This window comes from Nonomuraea sp. NPDC049486, assembly GCF_040676925.1.
GTDB classification, from domain to species: Bacteria; Actinomycetota; Actinomycetes; order Streptosporangiales; family Streptosporangiaceae; genus Nonomuraea; species Nonomuraea ferruginea.
The window spans coordinates 222,930-249,423 of sequence record NZ_JBFAPV010000001.1; the positions used below are offsets into that span (position 1 = coordinate 222,930).

At 70.9% G+C, this 26,494-nt stretch carries 18 protein-coding genes; 9 read left to right on the forward strand and 9 right to left on the reverse strand.

Annotated features, from left to right (window positions below; all coding sequences use genetic code 11):
* The 3 genes from AB0K05_RS01135 to AB0K05_RS01145 are packed head-to-tail and all read right to left on the reverse strand — an operon-like array spanning nucleotide 1 to nucleotide 1,420.
* On the reverse strand, nucleotides 1-627 hold the full coding sequence (locus tag AB0K05_RS01135) for a dihydrofolate reductase family protein (protein WP_364225457.1): 627 nt from the start codon (nucleotides 625-627) through the stop codon (nucleotides 1-3).
* A complete protein-coding gene (locus AB0K05_RS01140; protein WP_364225460.1) occupies nucleotides 624-1,094 on the reverse strand; it encodes an SRPBCC domain-containing protein in 471 nt (156 codons plus the stop codon). The genes AB0K05_RS01135 and AB0K05_RS01140 overlap by 4 nt, the downstream gene beginning before the upstream one ends.
* Complete coding sequence (locus AB0K05_RS01145) at nucleotides 1,091-1,420, reverse strand: metalloregulator ArsR/SmtB family transcription factor (protein WP_364225463.1); 330 nt, start codon at nucleotides 1,418-1,420, stop codon at nucleotides 1,091-1,093. The genes AB0K05_RS01140 and AB0K05_RS01145 overlap by 4 nt, the downstream gene beginning before the upstream one ends.
* A 135-nt stretch (nucleotides 1,421-1,555) precedes the next feature.
* On the opposite strand from AB0K05_RS01145, the gene AB0K05_RS01150 reads away from it, so the two are divergent.
* The 6 genes from AB0K05_RS01150 (at nucleotide 1,556) to AB0K05_RS01175 (ending at nucleotide 12,623) form a co-directional block, all read left to right on the forward strand.
* The gene (locus AB0K05_RS01150) at nucleotides 1,556-3,853 is read left to right on the forward strand and encodes a TIM-barrel domain-containing protein (protein WP_364225466.1); all 2,298 of its coding nucleotides are present in this window, start codon (nucleotides 1,556-1,558) and stop codon (nucleotides 3,851-3,853) included.
* Nucleotides 3,850-5,151, forward strand: coding sequence for an extracellular solute-binding protein (locus AB0K05_RS01155; protein WP_219543654.1), 1,302 nt, complete (start codon nucleotides 3,850-3,852; stop codon nucleotides 5,149-5,151). The genes AB0K05_RS01150 and AB0K05_RS01155 overlap by 4 nt, the downstream gene beginning before the upstream one ends.
* The gene (locus AB0K05_RS01160; protein ID WP_148036969.1) at nucleotides 5,152-6,015 is read left to right on the forward strand and encodes a sugar ABC transporter permease; all 864 of its coding nucleotides are present in this window, start codon (nucleotides 5,152-5,154) and stop codon (nucleotides 6,013-6,015) included.
* Nucleotides 6,012-6,833: a carbohydrate ABC transporter permease gene (locus AB0K05_RS01165; protein WP_364225470.1), complete on the forward strand. Its 822-nt coding sequence runs from the start codon at nucleotides 6,012-6,014 to the stop codon at nucleotides 6,831-6,833. Before AB0K05_RS01160 ends, AB0K05_RS01165 begins: the two co-directional genes overlap by 4 nt.
* A gap of 24 nt (nucleotides 6,834-6,857) precedes the next feature.
* Complete coding sequence (locus AB0K05_RS01170) at nucleotides 6,858-9,734, forward strand: glycoside hydrolase family 3 C-terminal domain-containing protein (RefSeq protein WP_364225473.1); 2,877 nt, start codon at nucleotides 6,858-6,860, stop codon at nucleotides 9,732-9,734.
* Nucleotides 9,735-9,956: 222 nt separating this feature from the next.
* On the forward strand, nucleotides 9,957-12,623 hold the full coding sequence (locus tag AB0K05_RS01175) for a cellulose binding domain-containing protein (RefSeq protein WP_364225476.1): 2,667 nt from the start codon (nucleotides 9,957-9,959) through the stop codon (nucleotides 12,621-12,623).
* A gap of 27 nt (nucleotides 12,624-12,650) precedes the next feature.
* Here AB0K05_RS01175 and AB0K05_RS01180 read toward each other — a convergent pair whose 3' ends face one another.
* The 3 genes from AB0K05_RS01180 to AB0K05_RS01190 are packed head-to-tail and all read right to left on the reverse strand — an operon-like array spanning nucleotide 12,651 to nucleotide 16,197.
* Nucleotides 12,651-13,571, reverse strand: a complete 921-nt coding sequence (locus AB0K05_RS01180; RefSeq protein WP_364225479.1) for a carbohydrate ABC transporter permease — start codon at nucleotides 13,569-13,571, stop codon at nucleotides 12,651-12,653.
* Nucleotides 13,568-14,560, reverse strand: coding sequence for an ABC transporter permease subunit (locus tag AB0K05_RS01185; RefSeq protein ID WP_261809080.1), 993 nt, complete (start codon nucleotides 14,558-14,560; stop codon nucleotides 13,568-13,570). The genes AB0K05_RS01180 and AB0K05_RS01185 overlap by 4 nt, the downstream gene beginning before the upstream one ends.
* Complete coding sequence (locus AB0K05_RS01190; protein ID WP_364225482.1) at nucleotides 14,557-16,197, reverse strand: extracellular solute-binding protein; 1,641 nt, start codon at nucleotides 16,195-16,197, stop codon at nucleotides 14,557-14,559. The genes AB0K05_RS01185 and AB0K05_RS01190 overlap by 4 nt, the downstream gene beginning before the upstream one ends.
* A gap of 177 nt (nucleotides 16,198-16,374) precedes the next feature.
* Between AB0K05_RS01190 and AB0K05_RS01195 the strand changes: the two genes are divergently transcribed.
* The 3 genes from AB0K05_RS01195 (at nucleotide 16,375) to AB0K05_RS01205 (ending at nucleotide 21,459) form a co-directional block, all read left to right on the forward strand.
* A complete protein-coding gene (locus AB0K05_RS01195; RefSeq protein ID WP_148036976.1) occupies nucleotides 16,375-17,589 on the forward strand; it encodes an ROK family transcriptional regulator in 1,215 nt (404 codons plus the stop codon).
* Between the two features lie 106 nt (nucleotides 17,590-17,695).
* A complete protein-coding gene (locus tag AB0K05_RS01200) occupies nucleotides 17,696-20,458 on the forward strand; it encodes a glycoside hydrolase family 3 C-terminal domain-containing protein (protein WP_364225486.1) in 2,763 nt (920 codons plus the stop codon).
* Nucleotides 20,455-21,459, forward strand: a complete 1,005-nt coding sequence (locus tag AB0K05_RS01205; protein WP_219543646.1) for a LacI family DNA-binding transcriptional regulator — start codon at nucleotides 20,455-20,457, stop codon at nucleotides 21,457-21,459. Before AB0K05_RS01200 ends, AB0K05_RS01205 begins: the two co-directional genes overlap by 4 nt.
* Nucleotides 21,460-21,461: 2 nt before the next feature.
* Here AB0K05_RS01205 and AB0K05_RS01210 read toward each other — a convergent pair whose 3' ends face one another.
* From AB0K05_RS01210 to AB0K05_RS01220, 3 genes are all read right to left on the reverse strand, one after another.
* On the reverse strand, nucleotides 21,462-22,910 hold the full coding sequence (locus tag AB0K05_RS01210; protein WP_364225490.1) for a serine hydrolase domain-containing protein: 1,449 nt from the start codon (nucleotides 22,908-22,910) through the stop codon (nucleotides 21,462-21,464).
* Nucleotides 22,911-23,015: 105 nt separating this feature from the next.
* A complete protein-coding gene (locus AB0K05_RS01215) occupies nucleotides 23,016-24,398 on the reverse strand; it encodes a hypothetical protein (RefSeq protein WP_261809081.1) in 1,383 nt (460 codons plus the stop codon).
* A gap of 180 nt (nucleotides 24,399-24,578) precedes the next feature.
* On the reverse strand, nucleotides 24,579-26,324 hold the full coding sequence (locus AB0K05_RS01220; RefSeq protein ID WP_271279936.1) for a biotin carboxylase N-terminal domain-containing protein: 1,746 nt from the start codon (nucleotides 26,322-26,324) through the stop codon (nucleotides 24,579-24,581).
* Between the last annotated feature and the right edge of the window lie 170 nt (nucleotides 26,325-26,494).

Genomic DNA, 26,494 nt, shown 5'->3' on the forward strand with positions numbered 1-26,494 from the left:
CTAGATGAAGGCCGTGACGCCGGCGTACTCGGCCCGGGGCGCCTGGCCTGTCGTCCGGTATTCGAGGAGCAGCAGGCCGTTCGGCGTCGCCTCGTGATGGGTCAGGCGGAAACCGGACGCGTCGCCGTCACCGGTCAGGAGGCGGCGGCCGGTCCTGAGCACCGTGGGGGCGACCACGAGACGGAGCGTGTCGACCAGCCCGGCCGACAGCAGCGCGTCGCCCAGGCGGGCGCTGCCGTGGATCTGGAGTTCCCGTCCCGGGCGTGACTTGAGCGCGGCGACCGTCCGGACCGGGTCGCCGGCCAGCACGGTCGTGGGGTCCCAACTGCCCTCGGTGAGGGTGTTCGAGACCACGTACTTCGGCAGCGCGTTCATCCGTCCGGCGAACGGGTCGGCGGGGTCGGTGATCTTCGGCCAGTCGCGCGCGAACGCCTCGTAGGTGCGCCGGCCGAGCAGCAGGCCGTCGGCGAGGTCGAGCCAGTCGGAGGCGCGGCGGACGAACGTCCCGTCGATGTGCGGCACCAGCCAGCCGCCGCGGGTGAAGCCGTCGCTGGTGTCCTCGTCGGGCGAGCCGGGGCCCTGGCTGACGCCGTCGAGCGTGACGAACTCGGTGAGGGTGATCTTCATTGCGGTGCCTCCGTGAAAGCGGCCAGCTGGCCGGCGACGGTGCCCCAGCCGGCGGCGAAGCCGATCTTCTCGTGATGGGCGCGGGACGCCGGGTCGCCGTGCCGGACGAGCATCCGGTAGCGGGTCCCGTCAGGGTGGTCGTCCAGCGTGATCGTGGCCGTCATCGCGACCGGGTCGGGGTTCGCGGGACGCCACGCGCTGGTGATCGCGTTGGTGAACACGATCCGCTCCAGGTCGTCCACGGCGAGGAAGCACGCGTCCAGATGCGGTACGAAAACGGCGCCGTCGTCGCTGAGCCGTGTCACGAACGCCCCGCCGGGCCGTAGGTCCAGGCGGTCCACGCGGCAGCGGGACGGGGCCGGGACCCACCAGCGGGCGAGCTTGGCCGGGTCGGTCCAGGCGCTCCACACGGTCGCGCGCGGGGCCCGGATGATCCGTTCCAGGGCGAGGTCGAGATCGGGGTTCACTGGTCGTCCTCCGTGACGAACTGTTCGAGGCGGTCGGTGCGCTCCTCCCAGACGCGGCGCTGCTCGGCGAGCCAGTCGTCGACGAGGGCGAGCCGCTCGCGGTTGAGCACGCACGTGCGCACCCGGCCGGACTTGACCGTGCGGATGAGTCCGTTCGACTCGAGCGTCCGCACGTGCTTCATGAACGAGGGGAGGGTCATCGGGAACTCGCGGGCGAGGTCGCCGACGCTCGTGGGCCCGTGGCCGAGGCGCCGGACGACGGCACGCCTGGTCGGGTCGGCCAGGGCGACGAAAACGCCGTCCAGTTGTGCCGAATACTGTGCCATGCGGCTAAGTATTGCGGAGGCTGATAGTTAGCGCAAGGGCTAAGTGTTCATCGCGCTCACGAATACCGTTGACGTTTGTTGGTATGGGCACCAAACTAATTCACGAGTTTTGCGCTGTCTGGAAGAGGAGCGTCCATGCCCTACCGCCCCCCACTCGTCGCGCACGAGTACTTCGTCGCCGACCCGCCCGAGCTGCCGGTGCGCGCCCACGGCGAGGGTGGACTGTCCGCGCTGACCGCCGCCGAGCTGGTCGCCGCCGACGGCGCGGGAGTGATGCTGAAGGCCGTCACCACGGCGGAGGAGACCCTGGTCGTGCAGATCGGCGTCGCGGGCGAGGGCGTGATCCGGGTCCGGCTGAGCGAGGACGCCGACGCCCGGCCCCGCTCGGAGCGGGCCATCGCGATGGTGACGCCGGGCTCGTACGCGGGAGCGCGGGCCGAGGTGGCGCCCGGGGAGCCGATCGTGATCGACGCCGGCTCGCTGCGGGCCGAGATCAGGCTGGCGCCGTGGCACCTGCGCTTCACCGACGCCACCGGCGCCCCGCTGCTGGAGCAGGACCGGGGGCACACCGACATCAGCGGCCGGCTGCGTACGCTGCCGTTCGGCCGGTCGTCGGCGGGCGGCGCGCACGTGGCCTTCCACGAGAGCTTCGAGGTCGCGCCCGACGAGGCGTTCGCCGGGTTCGGGGAGTCGTTCGCGCCGCTCGACAAGCGCGGCCAGCGGCCCCTGATGTGGAACTTCGACGCCTTCGGCGCCGAGTCGCAGCGCGCGTACAAGAACATCCCGCTGTACGTGTCGAGCAAGGGGTACGGGGTGCTGGTCGACAGCGGCGCGCCCACCGAGTTCGACGTGTGCCAGTCGACGCACAGCGCGGTGCAGATCGTGGTGCCCGACGACGTCATGGACTACTACGTGCTGGCCGGGCCGACCCCGGCCGAGGTGCTGGAGCGCTACAACGGGCTGACCTGCCGGCCGGTGCTGCCGCCGAAGTGGGCGTTCGGCACCTGGATCTCCTCCGGCTTCTGCGTCGACAGCCAGGAGCGGGTGCTGGCCAGGGCGCGCACGATCAGGGAGCGCGGCATCCCGTGCGACGTGCTGCACCTGGACACCTACTGGCAGACCGACGGCCACTGGTCGGACCTGCGCTGGGACCCGGTCAACTTCCCCGAGCCGGAGGCGATGCTGGCGGAGCTGGACGGGATGGGGTTCAAGGTCTGCCTGTGGATGAACCCGTACATCTCCCATCAGAGCCCGGCGTTCCAGGAAGCAGCCGATGCCGGATATTTCCTGAAGAAACCCGATGGTGAGCCGTACGTGGCCGACACCTGGCACGGCTCCTACCCCGCCTGCGGCATCCTCGACCTCACCCACCCCGACGCCGTCCGCTGGTTCCAGGACCGGCTCAGGGCGCTGCTGCACCAGGGCGTGCAGGCGTTCAAGACCGACTTCGCCGAAGGCGTGCCGCACGACGCGGTCGCGGCCAACGGGATGACCGGCACCGACCTGCACAACGTCTACACGCTGCTGTTCAACGACGCCGTCGCCGAGGTCACCAGGGAGGTGCACGGGCACAGCCTGGTGTGGGCGCGCTCGTCGTTCCTCGGCGGGCAGCGGCACAGCGCCCAGTGGAGCGGCGACACCTACACGAGCTACGCCGCGATGGGCAGCACGATCCGGGGCGGGCTGGCGCACGGCCTGTCCGGGGTGCCGTTCTGGAGCCACGACGCGGGCGGCTTCACCGGCAGGCCCAGCGACGACCTGTTCGTCCGGTGGACCCAGTTCGGCGCGCTGTCGCCGCTGCTGCGGCTGCACGGCACCACCAGCAGGGAGCCGTGGGAGTTCCCGGCGGTGGAGGAGCACGCGGTGGCCGCGCTCCGGCTGCGCTACCGGCTGATGCCCTACATCTACTCGGCGGCCGTGGACGCCGCCAGGACGGGCGCCCCGATGATGCGCGCGCTCTGCGTCGACCACCCGGGCGACCCGGTCGCCTGGCAGGCGGACCTGCAGTACCTGCTCGGCCGCGACCTGCTGGTGGCGCCGATGACCTCGCCGGAGGGCGCGCGGGAGGTCTACCTGCCGGAGGGCGAGTGGGTGGACTACTGGACGGGCGAGGTGCACGCCGGCTCCCGCTACGTCCGCGTGGTCAAGCCGCTCGCCGAGCTCCCGCTGTTCGTCCGGTACGGTGCCTTGATCCCTGTCGCCGAGCCGGGGGACACCGTGCGGACGCCGGACCGGATCACGCTGGTCGCCTTCGGGAGCGGCGACCGCCGCATGCGGATCCACGACACCGACGGAGAGACCGCCGTCACGGCCACCCTGGAGGGCGACACGCTGCGCGTGACCGTCACCGGGCCGAAGCGGGTCGCCGCCGTCGAGTTCGCCCCGGTGCCGGGCGCGCCCGGCCGGGCCGTCATCACCCAGGAGGAAATATGATCAAAAAGTCTGGCGTGGCGGCGCTGGCAGCCATGGTGCTGGCCCTCTCGGCCTGCGGTTCCGGCTCGGAGAGCCCGCCCGCGCAGAGCGACGGGCCCCGCGTGCTCAAGCTCTGGCACTACGAGGCCGCCGAGTCCGCCATGGGCAAGGCCTGGGCCGAGGCGATCAAGAAGTTCGAGGCCTCCCACCCGAACGTCAAGGTGGAGTTCGAGGAGAAGAGCTTCGAGCAGATCCAGAAGACGGCGAGCATGGTGCTCAACTCCGACGAGGCGCCCGACCTCATGGAGTACAACAAGGGCAACGCCACCGCCGGCCTGCTGTCCAAGCAGGGCCTGCTCGCCGACCTGAGCGCCGAGGTCACCGGGCGCGGCTGGGACAAGCTGCTGCCGGGCGGCCTGCAGACCACGGCCAAGTACGACGAGCGGGGCGTCATGGGCGCCGGCAAGTGGTACGGCATCCCGAACTACGGCGAGTTCGTCATGGTCTATTACAACAAGGACCTGTTCGAGAAGCACAAGGTCGAGGTGCCGACGACCTTCGAGGAGTTCACCGCCGCGCTCGACACCTTCGTCAAGGCCGGGGTGACCCCGATCGGCACCGCCGGGGCCGAGTATCCAGCGCAGCAGATCTTCTACCAGCTCGCGCTCAGCAAGGCCGACCGGGCCTGGGTGGACGCCTTCCAGGCGTACCAGGGCAAGGTCGACTTCCACGGCCCCCAGTTCACCTACGGCGCGCAGACGTTCGCCGACTGGGTCGGCAAGGGCTACCTCGACAAGAAGTCCTCCGGTATCAAGGCCGAGGACATGGGCGTGTCGTTCATGAAGGGCGAGCACCCGATGATGGTCAGCGGAAGCTGGTGGTACGGCCGGTTCGCCTCGGAGATCAAGGACTTCGAGTGGGGTCACTTCCTGTGGCCCGGGGCCACGATGGCGCCCGGCTCCAGCGGCAACCTCTGGGTCGTGCCGGAGAAGTCCGAGAACAAGGACCTGGCCTACGACTTCATCGACATCACGATGAGCAAGGACGTCCAGAACCTGCTGGGCAACTCCGGCGGCGTGCCGGTCGCGGCCGACCCGGCGGCGATCACGGACGCCAAGAGCAAGGAGCTGATCGAGAGCTTCAACACGCTGACCGCCAGGGACGGGCTGGCGTTCTACCCCGACTGGCCGGCGCCCGGCTACTACGACGTCATGGTCGCCGCCACGCAGAACCTCATCAACGGCAGCAAGCAGCCCGCCGCGATGCTGGACGAGCTCGCGCAGCCGTACGAGGACAACCTCGCCGACCTCGGCAACTAGATGCGCGTCCGTAAGAAGGGCTACTGGCTCTACCTGGTGCCGAGCCTGGTGCTGTTCCTGGCCGTCATCGTGGTGCCGTTCCTGATGAACCTGGGCGTGAGCTTCACCCGCTGGTCGGGGGTGGGCACGCCCAGGTGGGTCGGGCTGGAGAACTACGCCCGGTTACTGGAGGACGAGCGGTTCTGGCTGTCTTTCCAGAACAACGTGGCGCTGATCTTCGCGATGGCGATCGTGCCCACGGTGCTCGGCCTGGTCCTGGCGGCGGCGCTGTTCGACTACATCGGCAGGCGGTTCGGCCCGCGCACCGCCTCGGCGCTGCGCGCCATGTACTACCTGCCGCAGGTGCTGCCCGTGGCGGTGGCCGGGGTGGTGTGGGGCTGGATGCTGCACCCGTCGTACGGCGCGGTCAACCAGGCGTTCGGCCTGGAGCTCGACTGGCTGGGCGACCCCGACCTGGCGCTGGCCACCGTGATGGCGGTGATGGTGTGGTTCCAGCTCGGCTACCCGGTGGTGATCTTCATGGCGGGGCTGCAGCGGGTGGACCCGGCCTACTACGAGGCGGCCGAGCTGGACGGGGCGTCGTGGTGGCGCAAGGTGTGGCACATCACGATCCCGCAGATCCGGCCGGAGATCTTCGTGGTGCTGCTCACCTGCACGATCGCCGCGCTCAAGGTGTTCGGGCCGATCTTCGTGCTCACTCGCGGTGGGCCCGGCAACGCCACGCTGGTGCCGTCGTACTTCTCGTACCTGAACTTCTTCCAGAAGAGCAACGTCGGGTACGGGTCCGCGATCGCGACCGTGCTGGCCCTGATCATCGTCGTGGTGACGTTCCTGTTCCTGCGGGTGCAGGAGCGTGAGTCATGAGAGGGCCGGGCCGGTGGGCCGTCCTGGCGTCGATGACGGTGGCGGCGCTGGTGATGGTGTTCCCGTTCGCCCTCGTGGCGCTCAACGCGGTCAAGACGCCCGAGGAGTACGCGTCGGAGGGGCCGCTCGGCCTGCCCGGCGGGCTCTACCTCCAGGGCATCGTGGACTTCTGGAACCGGGTGGACTTCGGCGAGAAGCTCTGGAACAGCCTGCTCATCAGCGGCTCCGTCGCGGTGCTGGCGGTCGTGCTGTCGGTGCTCAACGCGTACGCGCTCGGCATCGGGCGGGTGCGCGGGCGGCTGTCGATCCTGGTGCTGTTCCTGGTGGCCAACACGCTGCCGCAGGAGGCGCTGGCCTACCCGCTGTACTACCTGGCCAAGGAAGCCGGGTTGTACGACACCAGGCTGTCGATGATCATCATCTTCACCGTGATCCAGGCGGCGTTCGGCACGTACCTGCTCAGCGCGGTGCTCGGCCAGTTCCCGAAGGAGATCATGGAGGCGGCCGAGATCGACGGGGCCGGCCGGTTCAGGGCGCTGGTCCGGGTCGTGGTGCCGATCAGCCGGCCGACGATCAGCGTCCTGATGATCTTCTTCTTCATCTGGACCTGGAACGAGTTCTTCCTGCCGCTGATCTTCCTCATCTCCAACGACAACCAGACCGTGCCGGTCGCGCTGGGCGTGCTCCAGGGCGAGCGGTACATGGACGCGACCATGTCCAGCGCCTCCGCCCTGCTCGGCATCGTCCCGGCGGTGGCGTTCTTCCTGATCTTCCAGCGCACGCTCACCCGAGGCATCACGGTCGGCGCCGTGAAGTGAGCCTCCCTCCCGAGGAGAACCCCCATGAAGAAACCGATCCTGATCGCCTTAACCCTGGTCGCGTCGCTGCTCGCGGCACCGGCCGCGGCGCAGGCGGAGTTACCGTTCCGCGACCCGTCGCTGCCGGTGGAGCAGCGGGTCGCCGACCTGCTGGGCCGGCTCACCTTGCAGGAGAAGCTGGGTCTGCTGCACCAGTCGCAGGAGGCCATCCCGCGCCTGGGCGTCCCGTACCACAAGAACGGCACCGAGGCGCTGCACGGCGTCGCCTGGTCCAACGCGCTCGACGACAACTGGAACCAGAAGCTGGCCAAGGGCACCGTGTTCCCGCAGGCGGTCGGCCTGGCCAGCACCTGGGACCCGGAGCTGATCAAGCGGGTCGGCTCGGCCGTCGGCGACGAGGCGCGCGGCTACAACGCGACCGACCCGACGCTGTGGGGCCTGCAGGTCTGGGCGCCGGTGGTGGACCCGCTGCGCGACCCCCGGGCGGGCCGCAACGAGGAGGGCTACTCCGAGGACCCGCTGCTGACCGGCGCCATCGCGACCGCGTACGGCAAGGGCCTGCAGGGCGACGACCCGTTCTACCTGAAGACCGCGCCGGTGCTGAAGCACTACCTGGCCTACAACAACGAGGTGAACCGCAGCCTCACCTCGTCCAACCTGACGCCCAGGCTCAAGCACGAGTACTACGAGCAGGCGTTCAGGTCGGCGATCTCGGCTGACGCCGCGACCGGGGTCATGGCCTCGTACAACCTGGTGAACGGCCGGCCCAACCACGTCAACTCCGACCTGGAGGAGGTCGTCAGGTCCTGGACGGACAAGACGCTCTACAACGTCAGCGACGCCTGGGGCCCGCACGCGCTCACCGACCTGGAGCGGTACTACGACGACAAGGCCGAGGCGTTCGCCGCGGTGCTCAAGTCGGGCCAGGACAGCTTCACCATCGACGGCAGCGACAAGGGCCCGATGGTGCAGCACCTCACCACGGCCCTGGAGCGCGGCCTGATCACCGAGGCCGACGTCGACCGGTCCGTCAGCCGGGCGCTGACCATCCGGTTCCGCCTGGGCCACTTCGACCCGGACGGCGGCCCGTACAAGGGCATCGGCGCGAGCGTGATCGACAGCCCCGCGCACCGCGCGCTCAACCGTGAGACCGCGGCCAAGGCGGCCGTGCTGCTGAAGAACTCCGGCACGCTCCCGCTCAGGTCGCCGAAGTCGGCGGCCGTGGTCGGCCCGCTGGCGGACGAGCTCTACAGCGACTGGTACGCGGGCACGATGCCGTACGAGGTCACCCCGCTGGACGGGATCAAGGAGCGGGTCGCCGACGTGACCACCGGGGCGGGCCTGGAGCGCGTCGCGCTCAAGCACGTCGAGTCCGGCAAGTACGTCACGGCCACCGGAACCGGGCCCGACGCCAACGCCGCGCTCGTGGACACCGCGCCGACGCCCGCCTCGCAGTGGGACGTGACCGACTGGGTGAGCGACATCTCGACGCTGCGCAACGTGGGCAACGGCAAGCTGCTCGGCGGCGACTGGCGCTCGCTCGACACCGACGACGACGACCCCAACGGCTGGTACGTGTCGCAGCAGTTCTCGCTGGAGAAGCAGGGCGACGGGACCTTCCTGATCCGGTACGCCGGGTTCGAGGCGGTCGAGGGTTGGTACGCGCTGCCCGACCCGTACGTGACCGTGACCGCAGACGGCGCGCTCGCGCTGGCCCCGAAGGCGGAGGCGGCGAGGTTCGCCAAGGAGGTCGTCTCCGACGGCATCGCCGCGGCGGCCGAGCAGGCCCGGAAGGCCGAGGTCGCGGTCGTGGTCGTCGGCAGCCACCCGTGGGTGCACGGCCGTGAGTTCCACGACCGTGACGACCTGCGGCTGGGCGACGGGCAGAAGCGGCTGATCGAGGCCGTGCGCAAGGCGAACCCGAGGACCGTGGTGGTGCTGGAGACCAGCTATCCCGTGATCGTGGACGCCCCGGCGCTGCTGTGGACCACGCACGCGGGCGCGGAGACCGGGCACGCGGTCGCCGACGTGCTCTTCGGCGAGGTGAACCCGGCCGGGCGGCTCACCCAGACCTGGTATGCCGGTGGCGAGCTGCCGAGCATCCTGGACTACGACCTGGCCAAGACCGGGATGACGTACCTGTACCACGAGGGCCGGCCGCAGTTCGCGTTCGGTCACGGGCTCAGCTACACCACGTTCGGCTACCAGGGGCTGAAGGCGCAGGGCGAGCAGGTGAGCGTCAAGGTCACCAACACCGGCCGCGTGGCGGGCGAGGAGGTCGTGCAGCTCTACACCCACCAGCGGCAGTCCCGCTTCGACCAGCCGGTCAAGCGGTTGCGCGGCTTCCAGCGGATCGCGCTGGCGCCGGGCGAGTCGAAGACGGTGACGTTCCCGCTGAAGAAGTCCGACCTGGCCGTGTGGGACCACACGCGGGACACGTGGGTGGTCGAGGACGCCGCGCACGACGTGCTCGTGGGCTCCGCCTCGGACAAGATCAGGCAGCGCACGACGCTGAAGGTGAGCGGGGAGAAGGTGCCGCCGCGCGACCTGACGAAGCCGACCAGGGCGATGAACTTCGACGACTACGCGGGCGTCACGTTCGCCGACGAGAACAAGGTGCGCGGCGACGTGGTGGCCGGGTCGGACGGCGGCTGGATCTCGTTCACCGACGCCGTCTACGGGGGTGAGCTCAGCGCCGGGGTGGCCTCGGTCGCGGGCGGCTCGATCGAGCTCCGCCGCGGCTCTCCGAAGGGCGCTCTGCTGGCCTCCGTCCAGGTGCCGGCCACGGGCGGGGTGTACGAGTACGCCACGGTCACGGCGCGGCTCAAGCCCGGCAAGGGCGACCTGTACGTGCTCTTCAAGGGCGGGATCCGGCTCAGGGATCTGACCCTGGCCCGGTGACGGAGCGTCGGCCCGGCACGGGGAGCATGGCTCCGTGCCGGGCCGACTTATTTGGTTGTACGTCCAAACTATTGACGGGCCGTTGAGGCGTGTGTGAGCCTCTAATTGCTCATGCGCGAGGGCGCGGCGATGGTCAGGGTCCTGCAACCTGGTCGTGCATGGCGGTCATCTGTTTGTCCTCAGGTGCGCTCTTTCGGCGTGCCAGGAAAGGGAGAGCCGCTCATGCGAAAGGCATTACTCAGCCTGCTCGCGATCACCGCAGTCCTGCTGGCCACAGCAGTGGTGCGGATGACTCCGGTCGCCGCCGTCGCGGCGGACCCGTACACCTACAAGAACGTGCGGATCGACGGCGGCGGGTTCGTGCCCGGCATCGTCTTCAACCCCACGGAGCGCAACCTGATCTACGCCCGCACCGACATCGGCGGCGCGTACCGCTGGAACCAGTCGTCGAAGTCCTGGACGCCGCTGCTCGACTGGGTGGGCTGGGACAAGTGGGGCTGGAACGGCGTGATCAGCCTCGCCACCGACCCCGTGCAGACCAACCGCCTGTACGCGGCCGTCGGCATGTACACCAACGACTGGGACCCGAACAACGGCGCCATCCTGCGCTCCACCGACAAGGGCGCCACCTGGCAGGCCACCCAGCTGCCGTTCAAGCTCGGCGGCAACATGCCCGGCCGAGGCATGGGCGAGGCGCTGTCGGTCGACCCCAACCGCAACAGCGTGCTCTACTTCGGCGCCCCCAACGGCAACGGCCTGTGGCGCAGCACGGACTACGGCGCCACCTGGGCGAAGGTGACGAGCTTCCCCAACCCCGGCAACCACGCCGACGACCCGAGCGACCCCAACGGCTACCAGAGCCACCGCCCCGGCGTCGTCTGGGTGACCTACGACCCGCGCTCGTCCTCCTCGGGCACCGCCACCAGGACCATCTACGTGGGCGTGGCCGACAAGCAGAACACCGTCTACCGCACCACGGACGCAGGGGCCACCTGGCAGCGGGTGGCGGGCCAGCCGACCGGCTACATCGCGCACAAGGGCGTGCTGGACGCCCAGAACGGCCACCTGTTCATCGCCACCAGCGACACCAGCGGCCCGTACGACGGCGCCAAGGGTGACGTGTGGCGGCTCGACACCGCGACAGGCACGTGGACCCAGGTCAGCCCGGTCCCGTCGTCCAGCTCCGACGACTACTTCGGCTACAGCGGCCTCACCCTGGACCGGCAGGACCCCGGCACGCTGATGGTCGCCACCCAGATCTCCTGGTGGCCCGACGTGATCTTCTTCAGGTCGACCGACTCCGGCGCCACCTGGACCCGGGTCTGGGACTGGACCTCGTACCCGAACCGCAGCTTCCGCTACCAGATGAACGTCTCCGAGGTGCCCTGGCTGACCTTCGGCACCAACCCGCAGCCGCCCGAGGTCACGCCCAAGCTCGGCTGGATGACCGAGTCGCTGGAGATCGACCCGTTCGACTCCAACCGGATGATGTACGGGACCGGCGCCACGATCTACGGCACCGAGAACCTCACCCAGTGGGACTCCGGCGGCACGTTCACGATCAAACCCATGGTTCGCGGGCTGGAGGAGACCGCGGTGCTCGACCTGATCAGCCCGCCCAGCGGCGCCCCGCTGATCAGCGGCCTGGGTGACATCGCCGGGTTCCGGCACACGAACCTGGACGCGGTGCCGCCGATGATGTTCACCTCGCCGAACTTCACCTCCACGACCAGCCTCGACTACGCCGAGCGGAACCCGTCCGTGATGGTGCGGGCCGGCAACTTCACCGACGCCGACCGGCCGAACGACAGCCACGTGGCCTTCTCCACCGACGGCGGCGCCAACTGGTTCCAGGGCAGCGAGCCCGGCGGCATCAACGAGGGCGGCACGGTCGCGGCGGCGGCCGACGGCTCCCGCTTCGTGTGGGCGCCGCGCGGCGTCACCCCGCACTACTCGGTCGGCTTCGGCAACTCCTGGACCCAGGTGCAGGGCCTGCCCACGGGCGCGATCGTCGAGTCCGACCGGGTCAACGCCTCGAAGTTCTACGGGTTCGACGGCGGCCGGTTCTACGCCAGCACGAACGGCGGCGCGTCGTTCACCGCCACCGCCGCCTCCGGGCTGCCCGCGACCGGCAAGTTCAAGGCCGTGCCCGGCGTCGAGGGCCACATCTGGCTGGCGGGCGAGGGCGGCCTGTGGCGCTCGACCAACGGCGGCGCGTCCTTCACCAAGATCTCCGGGATCACCGGCTCGGTGAACGTCGGCTTCGGCAAGGCCGCGCCCGGCGCCACCTACATGGCGATCTTCGCGGTGGCCACGATCGACGGCGTCACCGGCCTCTACCGCTCGGACGACACCGGCGCGAACTGGCTCCGGATCAACGACGACCAGCACCAGTGGGGCAACATGGGCGAGGCCCTCACGGGCGACCCGCGCGTGTACGGCCGCGTCTACCTGGGCACCAACGGCCGCGGCATCATCTACGGCGACCGCACCGGCCCGCCGGTCACCGTGACGCCCACGGTCACGCCCACCGTCACTCCGACGGTCACTCCGACTGTGACCCCCACGGTCACGCCGACCACCGGGACCGGCTGCACGGCCACCTACCAGGCGGGCAACCAGTGGCCCGGCGGCTTCCAGGCCGAGGTCACGGTACGCAACACCGGCGGCTCGGCCATCACCGGCTGGCGGGTGACCTGGACCTGGCCGGGTGACCAGAGGATCAGCCAGCTCTGGAGCGGCTCGCACACCCAGTCGGGCGCGAACGTGAGCGTGACCAACGTCGGCTACAACGGCAACCTGGCGCCGAACGCGGCCACGTCGTTCGGCTTCAACGGCAGCCAGACCAGCGCCGGCTCCACGCCGGCCCTCACCTGCACGCCCGTCTAGCCTGAGGGCGCCCCTCCGGGGGCGCCCTCACCCCTTGACGGCCCCGATCAGCACGCCCTTGGTGAAGTGGCGCTGCACGAACGGGTAGATGACCAGCGCGGGGACCACGGCGACCACCACGATCGCCATCTTGATGGCCAGCGTCGGCGGCATGTCGCCCGCGCCGGTGACCCCCACGGTCGCCGTGGGCAGCGGGTTGGAGTCCACCACGTACTGCCGCAGCACCAGCGCCAGCGGCCACTTGCGGGTGTCCTCGAGGTAGAGCATCGCGTTGAACCAGGCGTTCCAGTAGCCGACCGCGTAGAACAGGCCGACGACGGCGGTGACGGCCTTCGACATGGGCAGCACGATCCGCCACAGGATGCGGAACTCGCCCGCCCCGTCGATCCTGGCGCTGTCCATGATCTCGCCGGGGATGTTCATGAAGAACGCCCGCATCACCACCACGTTGAACGCCGACACCGCCGTCGGCAGGATCAGCGACCAGTAGGTGTCCTTCAGCCCGAGCCCGCTGACCATCAGGTAGACGGGGATGAGGCCGGGGAAGAACACGAACATCAGCAGCACCGCGAAGAGCAGCGGCCGGTGCAGGAACGAGCCGGGCCGGGCCAGCGAGTACGCGCCGAGGATGCTCACGCCCAGGCTGATGGCGGTGCCGACGACGGTGACGCCGGTGGCGACCAGCACGGCCCGCCGCACCACCGTGTCCGAAAATATCTGGATATAGGCGTCGAAAGTGATGCCCTCCGGGATCAGCACCAGCCCGCCCACCCGGTTCACCGTGGCCTTGGAGCTCAGGCTCGTCAGCACGATCGTGTAGAGCGGCAGGAGCACGGCCAGCACGATGACCGTCAGCACCGCGCCCTTGCCGACCCGCCCGGCCGGTGAGGGCGGCTCCTCCCACGCCGCCAGGCCCGACGGCTTCTTCCTCGTCGCCAGCAGAGTCATGATCTCGAATACACCCCTCGCTCGCCGAACGCGTGCGCCACCCGGTTGGCCGCGACGATCAGCAGCAGCCCGACCAGGCCCTTGAACAGCCCGGCGGCCGCGCCGTAGCCGAGATCCCCGGTGCGCAGGCCCGAGTAGAAGACGAACGTGTCGAACACCTCCGACACCTCGCTGCCGACCGCGCCGCGCTGCAGCATGAACTGTTCGAAGCCGACGTTCAGCGCGTCGCCCAGCCGGAGGATCAGCAGCAGGATGATCACCGGCCGCAGCCCCGGGAGCGTGATGTGCCACATCCGGCGCCACCGCTTGGCGCCGTCGACCGCCGCGGCCTCGTACAGGCTGGGGTTGATCGTGCTCAGCGCGGCCAGGAAGATGATCGCCCCCCAGCCGGCGTCCTTCCAGATCGTCTGCGTGGTGAGCAGCAGGATGAACGTGTCGGAGTTCGTCATCCAGTCGACGCCCTCGTGCCCGCGCTCGCGCAGCAGCTGCGCCAGCAGGCCGGCGCCGCCGAACATCTGCTGGAAGATGGCCACCACCAGCACCCAGGAGAAGAAGTACGGCAGGTAGACGACGCCCTGCACGAACGCCCGCAGCCTGGCCGAGACCACGCTGTTGAGCAGCAGCGCCAGCATGATGGGCACCGGGAAGTAGAAGATCAGCTGGAAGGCGGTGATCGACAGCGTGTTGACGATCGCGCGCAGGAACTGCGGGTCCTGGAAGAGCAGCGCGAAGTTGGTGAAGCCGATGACCGGGCTGCCCAGGATGCCGCCCGAGTAGGGGCTGTAGTCCTGGAAGGCGATGATGTTGCCGAGCCCGGGGATCCACCAGAACGCCACCACGAGCAGCAGCATCGGCAGGTTCATCAGCAGCAGCGGCCAGTCGCGGCGCAGCTTGGCGCGCCAGTCCGCGGTCCTGCCGCGTTTCCTGCCGCGTTTCCCGCCGGCCCGGCGCCGGGCCGGCTTCTCGGCGGTCACGGCGGGGGAGCTCACAGGCGGCCGTTCTCCTTGGCGACCTTGCTGTAGAACTCGCGTGCCTCGTTGCCGCCCTGCTCCTGCCATTCCTTCACGATCGTCTTCCACTCGGAGACCGGCCGCTTGCCGCGGTAGATCTCGTTGAGCTTGTCCTCCGTCGGCTGGACCAGGCCCGCCATCTTCGACGGCACCTCCACCCGGATCCCCACGAACGGGTCGTTCTCCAGATACTTGGCCGCGCCGGTCTGCCAGTCCCACAGCGACTGGACGAGGCCGTCGTACTGGCTCATGGAGTTCGCCGGCGGCCGTCCCGACAGGAACATGTACGTGGGCGCGACCTCCTTGCGGCCCAGGGCGGTCTGCGCCACCTTGCCGTCCTCGACCTTGTAGTGCTCGCCCTCGACGCCGTTGTTGACCAGCTCGTACTCCTGGGTCCCGAACGGGGCCGAGCACCAGTCGGCGATGGCCAGCAGCTCGCGGGTGCGGGCGTCGCCCAGGCCCTTCTTGACGAAGCAGAACATGCTGGCGGGCTCGTTGCGCCAGACGATGGGGGCCTGTCCGGCGGTGGCCGCGAACGGCGCCACGGGCTGCTGGTCGAACTTCGGGTTGTCCGGCAGGAAGCGGCCGAGGTTCTCGTGCCAGGAGCCGAGCCCGTCCTTCAGCATCATGAGCTGGCCGCTGCCGAACGGCGCCTTCTGGTCGGCGAACGCGTTGGCCACGATGTCGGGGTGCACCCAGCCGTTCTCGAAGAGCTTGGTCAGGAACTCTACCGCCGCCGCGAACTCGTCGGTCTCATACTTGTGGACCAGCGTGCCCTGGGCCGTCTTACGCCACTCGCGGGGAGCGCCGAAGGCGCGCTGGAGCTCCTGGTCGACGCCGCCGAAGGCCCAGCGCTTCTTCTTCGCGTCGGTCAGCTCCTTGCCCAGGGTGAGCAGGTCGTCGGTGCTCTTGGGGTGCGGCAGGCCCAGCTCGTCGAGGATGTCCTGGCGGACGAAGAGGGCGAACGGGAAGGGCTCGTTCTGCCAGGGGATGCCCTGCAGCACGCCGCCGAACACGCCGAACTGCCAGGCGGCCGTGTCGTAGTTGGCCAGCAGCGGGAACTCCTTGGCCTTGTCGCCGGCGAGATAGGGCGACAGGTCGGCGAAGAGCTTGTTGGCCGCCTCGGTGAATCGGGCGATCTTGATCAGCTCCCAGCCGGGGATCTGCATCAGCTCGGGGACGTCGCCGCTGGCCAGGAGGGTGGAGACCTTCTGCACGTAGGTGTTGCCGTCGGAGATGTTGAACCGGACGGTGCCGCCGAGCCGCTCGTTGACGGCCGCGTAGTAGGAGTTGTCGCCGAGGCCGGGAGGCACCGTGCCCCACAGCGGGGTCATCGCGGTCACCTCCTTGCCGCTGGTGATCGGCTTGGTGGTGACCGCCTGCACCATCTGGGCGGGCCGGGTGAGGAAGCCGGGGGCGACGAACTCGTTGCCGGGCAGGTCGGGCCGCAGGCCGGGGATCTCGTACGGCATACGGGTCGGCACCAGGCCCGCCAGCTTGTCGGCGGCGACCGCGGTGCCCTGGGCGGGCCCCCGCTTCTCGGCGCAGCCGGTCGCCGCCGCCAGGACGCCCGCGCCGACCAGGCCGAGGAACCCTCGGCGAGTCGTCGGATTCATCGCTCGCACCCTTCTCCGAGTGGGAATGGCCAACTAGGATTAATTAGTTGGTATTACGCCCAAACAAATTAGTAGACTGTGACCGCTACCACAAGGGAGCGGCACGGTCACAGGTTGGTGAAGGGAGCCCGCGATGCGGCATGCTGGGGTCACTTCTCGGTGGGAACGGGGCTGATATTGATCACATCCACGACCGGCCCGCAGCCGGCCGACTTCGCGGACGTCCGGGCCACCAATCTCGCGGTCGTGCTCCGGTTCGTACGCGAGCACGCGCCGTGCTCCCGCGCTGACATCGCCGCCAACACGGGGCTCAACAAGGCGACCGTCTCCAGCCTGGTCGCCGACCTGATCGACCGCCGCCTGGTGCGCGAGACCGGGCTCACCGAGAACCGCGTCGGCAGGCCGGCCACCATGCTCGTCCTCGACGGCTCCCCGTACGCCGCGATCGGCGTCGAGATCAACGTCGACTACGTCGCCGCGGTCGCCACCGACCTGGCGGGGCAGCGGCTGCTGGCCTGGCGGCGCTCCTTCAGCGCGGGGGAGTCGGTCAACCAGGGCGTGGCCAACGTCGCGGCCGTCGTCCGGCGGGTGGTCAACCGCATGGCCAAGGAGGAGCGGCAGGTCCTCGGCCTGGCCGTGGCCGTGCCCGGCCTGGTCGACGTGCAGGGCACGGTGCGCATCGCGCCCAACCTCGGCTGGCGCGACGCCGACATCGGCGGCGACCTGGCCAAGGCGCTGCGCGACCCCGGCTTCTCGATCCAGGTCGACAACGACGCCAACCTGGCGGCGCTGGCCGAGCAGCGCTTCGGCGGCAACGCGGGGGCCGACGACCTGGTCTACCTGACCGGGCAGATGGGCGTCGGGGCGGGCGTCATCCTCGACGGGCGGCTGCGCCGCGGCGGCCTGGGCTACAGCGGAGAGCTCGGCCACGTCCAGCTCGACCCCGAGGGCCCCGCCTGCCGCTGCGGGCGGCGCGGGTGCCTGGAGGCGATGGCCGGCATCGGCGCCGTGCTCCGCCGCGCCGACCCGTCACCGGCCGAGATCGAGATCGAGCTGGAGGAGGTCGTCAGGTCCGCGCGGGCCGGCGACGAGGCCACGCTGGCGACGCTCGCCGCCGTGGGCGCCGGCCTGGGCAGGGGCGTGTCGATCATCGCCAACCTGCTCAACCCCCAGGTGGTCATCCTGGGCGGCTACTACGTGGCGCTGGCCCCGTGGCTGCTGCCGCCGGTGCGCGCCGCGGTGCGCGACGGCTCCATCGCGCCGCAGGCCGGGGGCTGCGAGGTGGTGGCCTCCACGCTCGGTCACGACGCGGCGGCGCTGGGCGGGGCGGCGCGGGTGCTCGACTCGCTCGATTCGGGAAGATTGCCCGGCGGAATCTCACGAACCACTTGACCTAGCTTCACAGACGCGTGCACCCTTCATGAAACCCCCAGAAACACCGACGTAACTCCACCGGCCGGTCATCGAAGCGCTTCGACACTCCCCCCAGAGGATGGCCATGCACGAACCCTTCCGCGACCCCGAGATCCCCCTTCCCGACCGGATCGCCGACCTGTCGCGCAGGCTCACGCTCGAGGAGAAGATCGGCCTGCTCCACCAGTACCAGGCGCCGATCGACCGGCTGGGCGTGGCGGCGTTCCGCACCGGCACCGAGGCCCTGCACGGCCTGGCCTGGCTCGGCCCCGCCACGGTGTTCCCGCAGGCCGTCGGGCTGGCCTCCACCTGGGACCCGGAGCTGCTGCGCCGCGTCGGCGAGGCCACCTCCGACGAGGTGCTGGCCTTCCACCACAAGGACCCGACGGGCGCCGGGCGCAACGTGTGGGCCCCCGTCGTCAACCCGCTGCGCGACCCGCGCTGGGGACGCAACGAGGAGGGTTACTCCGAGGACCCGTGGCTCACCGGGCTGCTGGCCGCGGCGTACGCGTGGGGCCTTCGTGGGAGCGATCCCAACGTGCTGAAGACCGCGCCCACGCTCAAGCACTTCCTCGCCTACAACAACGAGACCGACCGCTGCGTCACCTCCAGCAACGTTCCGCCCCGGGTGCTGCACGAGTACGAGCTGCCCGCCTTCAGGCCCGCCATCGAGCAGGGCGCCGCGGTGGCCGTCATGCCCTCCTACAACCTGGTCAACGGCCGGCCCGCGCACCTCAGCCCGCTCATCGGCGAGGCGCTGCGCGCCTGGGCTCCGGACGACCTCCTGGTGGTCAGCGACGCCTACGCGCCCGGCAACCTGGTCACGCTGCAGGGCTACCACGACAGCGCCGCCGAGGCGTACGCGCACGCGATCAGAGCGGGGCTGGACAGCTTCACCCAGGACGACGACCGGGCCGAGGCCACGCTCGGGCACGTCAGGGAGGCCCTGGATCGCGGCCTGCTGGCCGAGGACGACATCGACGCCGCCGTGCGTCACCTGCTGTCGATCCGCTTCCGGCTCGGCGAGTTCGACCCCGCGACCCCGTACGACGACGTCACCGAGGAAGTCGTCAACTGCCCGCGCCACCAGGACCTGGCCCGCGAGGCGGCGCGGCGCTCGTTCGTGCTGCTGGAGAACGACGGGCTGCTGCCGCTGCGTGACGTCGCCACCGTCGCGGTCATCGGCCAGCTCGGCGACACGCTCATGGAGGACTGGTACAGCGGGACGCTCCCGTACGCCGTCACCGCACGCGCCGGGCTGGCCGAGCGGTGCGCGACCGTCTTCTGCGAGGGCGTCGACCGGGTGACGATGACCGCCGAGGCGGGCTGCGTGACGGCCGACCCGGCGGGCGGGCCGCTCAGCCTCGGCTCCGAGCCCGGCACGTTCGACGTGTTCGACTGGGGTGGCGGCGCCTACGCGCTGCGCGCCGTGGCCACCGGCCGGTTCGTGTCCGTGGACGACGGCGTGCTGGTCAACGACCAGCCGGGGCCGAACGGCTGGGAGGTGCGCCAGACGTTCCGGATGGAGGAGCGGCCGCGCGGGGCCGTGGCGCTGCGGCACATCTCCACCGGCTGTTACGTCGGCGCCGCGGCCGACGGGAGGCTCCGCCTGGTCGACGACGCCGACCAGGCGCTCTGGCTGGTGCCCGAGGTGGTCAGGAGCGGCGCGCGGCAGGCCGCCGAGCTGGCCGCCACCGCCGACGTGGCCGTCGTGGTCGTGGGCGACCATCCGCTGGTGAACGGCCGCGAGACCGAGGACCGCAGCACGCTCGCGCTCGCCCCCGCCCAGGACGCGGTGGTCCAGGCCGTGCTCGCCGCCAACCCGCGCACGGTCATGGTGATCAGCAGCGGCTACCCGCTCACCTGGGGCGCCTCCGGGGTGCCGGCCGTGCTCTGGTCGTCGCACGGCGGGCAGGAGTACGGGCACGCGCTGGCCGAGGTGCTGCTCGGCGACGCGGACCCGGAGGGTCGCCTCACCCAGACCTGGTACCGCTCCGAGCAGGAGCTGCCCGACCTGCTCGACTACGACATCATCACCGCCGACGCCACCTACATGTACTTCCGGGGCATCCCGCGCTACCCGTTCGGGCACGGGCTCGGTTACACCGAGTTCGGCTACTCCGGCCTGACGGTCGAGGTGGACCCCGGGGGCATGGTGCGCGCCTCGGTGACCGTGACCAACACCGGGCCGCGCGAGGGCGTCGAGGTCGTCCAGTTCTACACCCACCAGCAGCGCTCCCGCGTCAAGCAGCCGCTGCGCCGGCTGCGCGGCTTCGAGAAGGTGCGGCTCGCGCCGGGCGAGAGCCGCGTCGTCCGCCTCGACCTGCCCGTGCGCGAGCTGGCCTGCTGGGACGTGACCAGCGGCCGGTTCGTCGTGGAGCGCGCGCCGCACCGGCTCATGGCCGGCCGCAGCGCCACCGACCTGCGCGTCACCGCCCGCTTCGAGGTCGACGGCGAGGCCATCCCGCCGCGCCGCGGGCTGCTGCGCGCCGTCGACCACGACGAGTACGACGCGGTCACGTTCACCGAGGCGAGCCGCGAGAACGGCGACGCCGTCCGCGCCGACGCCGAGGGCGCCTGGATCCTGTTCCGGCAGGTGGACCTCAACGGCGCCGCCTCCTGCCTGGCCGTGCTCGGCAGCACCGAAGGCGGCATGATCACGCTGCGGATCGGCGACCCCCTCTACGGGCAGCCGATCGCCACCCTGCCCGTGCCCCGCACCGGACGGTACGACCTGCACGCCATCGTCACCTCCCTTGCGGCCACGCGGGGAGTGCACGATCTTTATGTGGTGTTCGAGAACGAGGGCGTCACGCTGAGCCAGATCGACTTCGGAGCGGCGACTTGAGCGGGCGCACGGTCACCATCACGGAGGTCGCCCGGCACGCCGGCGTGGCCGTCAGCACCGTCTCGTACGTGCTCAGCGGCAAGCGCACGATCTCGGCCGGCACGAGGCGCCGGGTGCTCGACAGCATCGACGCGCTCGGTTACCACCCGCACGCCGGCGCCCGTGCGCTGGCCAGCAAGCGGTCCAACGTGATCGCCCTGGTGCTGCCGCTGCGCGCCGGCATGCACGTGCCGGTGCTGATGCGCTTCGCCAGCGCCGTCGTCACCGCCGCCCGCCGCTTCGACCATGATGTGCTGCTGCTGACCGCCGACGAGGGCACCGACGGCATCAGGCGGGTGGCGGCCAGCGCGCTGGTCGACGCGTTCGTGCTGATGGACGTCGAGCTGGACGACAGCAGGGTGCCGCTGCTGCGCGAGCTGGCCGAGCCCAGCGTGCTCATCGGCTTCCCGGCCGAACCCGCCGGCCTGACCTGCGTCGACCTCGACTTCGCCGCCGCCGGCGCGCAGTGCGTCGCCCACCTGGCCGAGCGCGGCCACTCCCGGATCGCCCTGCTGGGCGCGCCCGCCGTCGTCTACGAGCGCGGCACCGGCTTCGCCCGCCGCACCCGCGAGGGCTTCGTCGCGGCCGTCGCCGCGCACCGGGTGACCGGGGTGGCGCTGCCGTGCGAGGAGACGTTCGACGAGGTGTACTCGACGTTGAGCAGGCTGCTCAGGGACCAGCCGGACCTTTCCGGGCTCGTCGTGCACAACGAGGCCGCGGTCGGCCACGTGCTCAGCGCCCTGCGCCAGCTCGGCAGGCGCGTCCCCGAGGACGTCGCGGTGGTCGCCATCTGCCCCGACGACGTGGCGGAACGTGCCAGCCCTCCGCTCACCTCGGTCCTGATCCCGGCCGAGGAGGTGGGCCGGGAGGCGGTCCGGCTGGTGATGGACAAGCTCGACGGCAAGCCCGCCCCCGACGCCACCCTGCTCACCCCCCACCTGGCCCTGCGCGCCAGCACCTGACCTCAGGTCACGAGGACGACCGCGAAACCGATCAGCAGGGCGGCCGGGATCGCGGGGGACAGCCAGGTGTGCCACCTCACCGGCTTCGCGCTGAGCGGCAGACCGGGCCAGCGGGTCAGCGCGGCGGCCGTGGCCGCGCCCAGGACCCCCGCCCCCAGGGCCCACACGAACGGCGGGACGACCCCCCAGGCGCCCGCCGTGTGCCCCAGCCCGAGGAACAGCATCCCGTACAGGACGCGGCTCACCACCGACACCCGGTCCAGCCCCGGCGTGCGGAACGCCGAGTAGAGCAGGCCCAGCCCTGCGAACGGGAAGGTCAGGGCGAAGACCAGCGGCCGGATCTCCAGGCTGTCGTCGTCCGGCGCCTCGACCCCGAGCAGGCGCAGGCCCACGCCGTCCACCGGTGTGCCGGTGTTGCCCATGACCACCACGCCCCGGCCGGACGCCCGGTCGAAGCCCGCGTAGGTGCGGAACCCGCCGGTCCCGCCGTTGTGCCAGGTGATCTCCCGCTCGCCGTGCCGGGTGGTGAACCAGCCGTAGCCGATCCGTTCGTCCCGGCCGGCGTCGAAGCGCGGCGTCGCGGCGTCCGCGCCCGGCGCGGAGCCCGCCATCACGCCCTGGACGAGCCGGGCCACGTCGTGGGAGGTGGACCAGACGGCGCCGCCCGCGCCCGCGTGGCCGTGGTCGCGCCACGGCTCCATGGGCAGCCCGTTCTTCTCCTCGCCGTGCGCGTGACCGGCGGGCAGCGGCTCGTCCGGCCCGAGCACGACGGTCGAGTCCATGCCGAGCGGGGCGAGGATCCGCCCGCGCAGCAGGTCCTCGTAGCCGGTGCCCGCGTGCTCGGCCAGGGCCTGGCCGAGCAGCGCCACGCCGAGGTTGGAGTACGCGACCTCGCCCCGGCCCTCGGCGGAGACGGCCGCGGCGTCGTCCAGCATGCTCCGCGTCCCCGCCGCGCCGTACGGGTCCTGGCCGGCGAAGACGTACAGGTACGAGCGGAGGAACGAGAGCGGCGTCACGCGGACGCTGGGCACCCCCGCGCGGTGCGAGGAGAGCTCGGCGAGGGTGGCCGACCCGACGGCGGGATCGGAGAAGCGGACGCCCGGCAGCTTCTCGCGCACCGGCGTGCCGGGGGAGAGCCCTTCCTCGGCCAGGCTCGCCAGCAGCATCCCGGTCATCGGCTTGGCGATCGACCCGAGCTCGTAGGACGTGTGCTCGTCCACCGGGCGCGGGTCGGGGCCGCCGGTGTCGCCCACCCCGGCGTGGCGGATCCGGCCGTCCTCGACGAGGGCGACCGACAGCCCTCGGTATCCGCCCTCTCCGGCGGCGCTCCGTACCAGCTTCGCCAGGGCGGGGTCGCCGGTCGTCGCCCGGCCCAGCACGGGCGGGCTCGGGGCCGGGAACAGGGCGAGGGCGGCCACGACGAGGGCGGCCAGGGCTGCTGCTCGCTTCATAACTCCGATATTACGTAATTTCGGAGTATCCCCAAAATGCCGCGACGGACAGCGAAAAGCGCGCCCCCCGAAGGGAGCGCGCTCATGCTGGTGAGTGAGGGTGGGCTACCAGTCGCCGCCACCGAAGTCGCCGCCGCCGAAGTCGCCCCAGCCGCCACCGCCGCCGAAGTCTCCGCCACCGCCGAAGTCGCCACCGCCGCCGAAGTCACCGCCGGCACCGGCGTCGTAGCCGCCGCCCATCATGCCGCCCATCATCATGCCGCCCATGCCCCAGCCCATCATGGAGCCCATCATGGTGCCGATGAACATGCCGGTCATGATGTCGCCGAAGCCGCCGTAGTAGCCGTAGGCGTACGGCTGGTAGGCCGGGCCCGCGTCGTAGTAGGGACGGCGCTGACCGTCGACCATGACCTCGCGCATCTGCGGGTCGAAGCCGCGCTCCACCGCCTCGGCGTCGGCCTTGCAGGCGGGCACGTCGCGGACCACGCCACCGGGCGGGGCCCAGCGCACGTCGCGCAGGGAGGGGCCGTGCTGCGGGTTGAAGAAGCAGGGGGCGCGCCGCTCGGGCACCGGCTGGTTGTCGACCCTGGCCTTCACCACGGCGAGGGCGTAGCGGCCCTCCTCGAGCGTCCCGGTGACCTCGCGGACCTGGTCGGCCCGCTCGATCGCGGCGAGCTGGGTCTTGGCCTTCTCGTAGGAGTCGAGGGCCTGCGCCCACTCGTCGATGTGCTTGCCGCCCTCGCCGGAGAGCACGACGTCGGTGTCGAGCGCGGTGATCTCCTCACCGAACTTGGTGACGTCCTCCTCGACGGTCTGCTTGACCGCGGCCAGGTCCTTGGCGTCCTGGATGGCCTGCTTCTTCTTCTTGTTGCGCGAGTAGAGGAAGTAGCCGCCACCGCCGGCCACCGCGAGCACGCCCAGCGTGGCCAGCGCGCCGAAGCCGCTGCCGTCGTTGACCGGGCCGGAGTCGAGCGCGGAGCGCGTCTTGCCCTCGGCCATGAGGTTGACCCGGGCGATGAAGTCCTCCATGCCGGAGACGACGTCGTCGTTGTTGCGCACGGCGAGCTTCGACAGCTGGTCGGTCATGCCGGCCTTGCCGAAGTTGGACGCGGCGAACAGCGTCGGGCCGTCGAGCACGGCGACGGTCCACTGGCCGCCCGACGAGGACTTCTTGGCCTCGGACACCGCGTCGCCGAGCTGCTTGATGTAGCCGGCGGGGTCGGTCACCGTGTCGTCGGGCAGCGCGGCCAGATAGATGTCGTTCTTGGAGTCCTTGAGCGCGTCGCGGATCTCGGACTGCTGGTCAGAGCTCAGCGCGGACCCGGACTGCACATAGAGTGGGTCGCCGCCCTTCCAATGGGAGAGCACCGTCTGGGCATCGGGCGGCGCCGCCGCGGCTATGGCCGCAGGGGACAGCGCAAGAGTGACGAATAGACCGGCGACGAGAACCGCGATCGCGGCCCCTGCGCGGCGCAGCGGATGTGTCATTGGCAGCAAGCCTCCTTCGCCCATGAGGACGAACGGGCGGTCGGCAAAGTTCCTCACTGGGCACGTTACCCGCCAGAAGCCCTCCCGGCGCGCGAGCCCCCCGGCGGATCTGGGGAACGCCGGGCGGTCCTCACTTCCGGCATCGCCGATATCGGGCCCGCCTGGGGCCCGATATCGCCGTCACGTGTCCTTGATCTCGCAGATCGTCGCCCCGGACGTGACCGTCTGGCCGACGTCCGCGGAGAGACCGGTGATGACGCCGGACTTGTGCGCCGTCAGCGGCTGCTCCATCTTCATGGCCTCCAGCACCACCACGGTGTCGCCCTCGGCGACCGTGGCGCCGTCGCCGGCCACGACCTTGACGATCGTGCCCTGCATCGGGGAGACCAGCGCGTCGCCGCTCGCGGCCGCCTTCTTCGCGCCGCCCGCCGCGCGCCGGGGCTTCTTCGCGCCCGCCGCGGCCGGGGCGGCCGCGCCGAGGCCCGCGGGCAGCACGACCTCCAGCCGCTTGCCGCCGACCTCGACCGTGACCGTCTCGCGCGGCTCGGGCTCGTCGGCGTGGGTCTCTCCCGCGTACGGGGGGATGGTGTTGTCGAACTCGGTCTCGATCCACCGCGTGTGGACGGTGAACGGGTCGGAGGTGAACGCCGGGTCCGACACGATCGCCCGGTGGAAAGGCAGCACCGTCGGCATGCCGTCGATCTCGAACTCGGCCAGCGCCCGCCGCGACCGCTCCAGGGCCTCCAGGCGGGTGCGGCCGGTCACGATCAGCTTGGCCACGAGCGAGTCGAACGCGCCCGGCACGGTCATGCCGGTCTCGTAGCCGGCGTCGAGCCGCACGCCGGGACCCGACGGCGCCCGCATGGCGGTGAGGGTGCCCGGCGCGGGCAGGAAGTTGCGGCCCGCGTCCTCGGCGTTGATGCGGAACTCGATCGAGTGGCCGCGCAGCTCGGGGTCGCCGTAGCCGAGCGGCTCGCCGTCGGCGATCCGGAACATCTCGCGTACGAGGTCGACCCCCGCGACCTCCTCGGTCACCGGGTGCTCGACCTGGAGGCGGGTGTTGACCTCCAGGAAGGAGATCGTGCCGTCCTGGCCGACGAGGAACTCGCAGGTGCCGGCCCCCACGTAGCCGGCCTCCTTGAGAATGGCCTTGGAGCTGGTGTAGAGGATGTCGAGCTGCTCCTGGTCGAGGAAGGGCGCGGGGGCCTCCTCCACGAGCTTCTGGTGGCGGCGCTGCAGGGAGCAGTCGCGGGTGCTGACCACGACGACGTCGCCGTGGCTGTCGGCCAGGCACTGGGTCTCGACGTGCCGCGGCCGGTCGAGGTAGCGCTCGACGAAGCACTCGCCCCGGCCGAAGGCGGCCACCGCCTCGCGCACCGCCGACTCGTACAGCTCGGCGACCTCCTCCAGCCGGCGGGCGACCTTGATGCCGCGCCCGCCGCCGCCGTAGGCGGCCTTGATCGCGATCGGCAGGCCGTGCTCCTCGGCGAACGCGACGACCTCGTCGGCCCCGGACACGGGGTCCTTGGTGCCGGCGACCAGCGGCGCGCCCACCTTCTGGGCGATGTGCCTGGCCTGCACCTTGTCGCCGAGCGCGGCGATGGCGGAGGGCGGCGGGCCGATCCAGATCAGGCCCGCGTCGATGACCGCCTGGGCGAAGCCGGCGTTCTCGGCCAGGAAGCCGTAACCGGGGTGCACCGCGTCGGCGCCCGACCGCGCCGCGACGTCGAGCAGCTTGCCGAAGTCGAGGTAGGTCTCCGCGGGCGACTGACCGCCCAGCGCGTAAGCCTCGTCGGCGACTTTCACGTGGAGGGCGTCCCGGTCCTGCTCGGCGTAGACGGCCACGCTCCCGATCCCGGCGTCCTTGCACGCGCGAGCCACCCGTACGGCGATCTCGCCGCGATTGGCGATGAGAACCTTCTGCACCGACATCCATCCTTCCTCGGCGAGCACTGAGGGGAGTGTAAGTGCTGCAAATCGATCATCCGCAGGTGGGTCGGGTCGTAGGGGGCCATAGCCGCTCGGTATGGAGGCCGACGAGGCGGTGGGGGCGCATCTAGGGTGAGGGCGCTTCCCCGTCCGACTCAGCGTCCCCA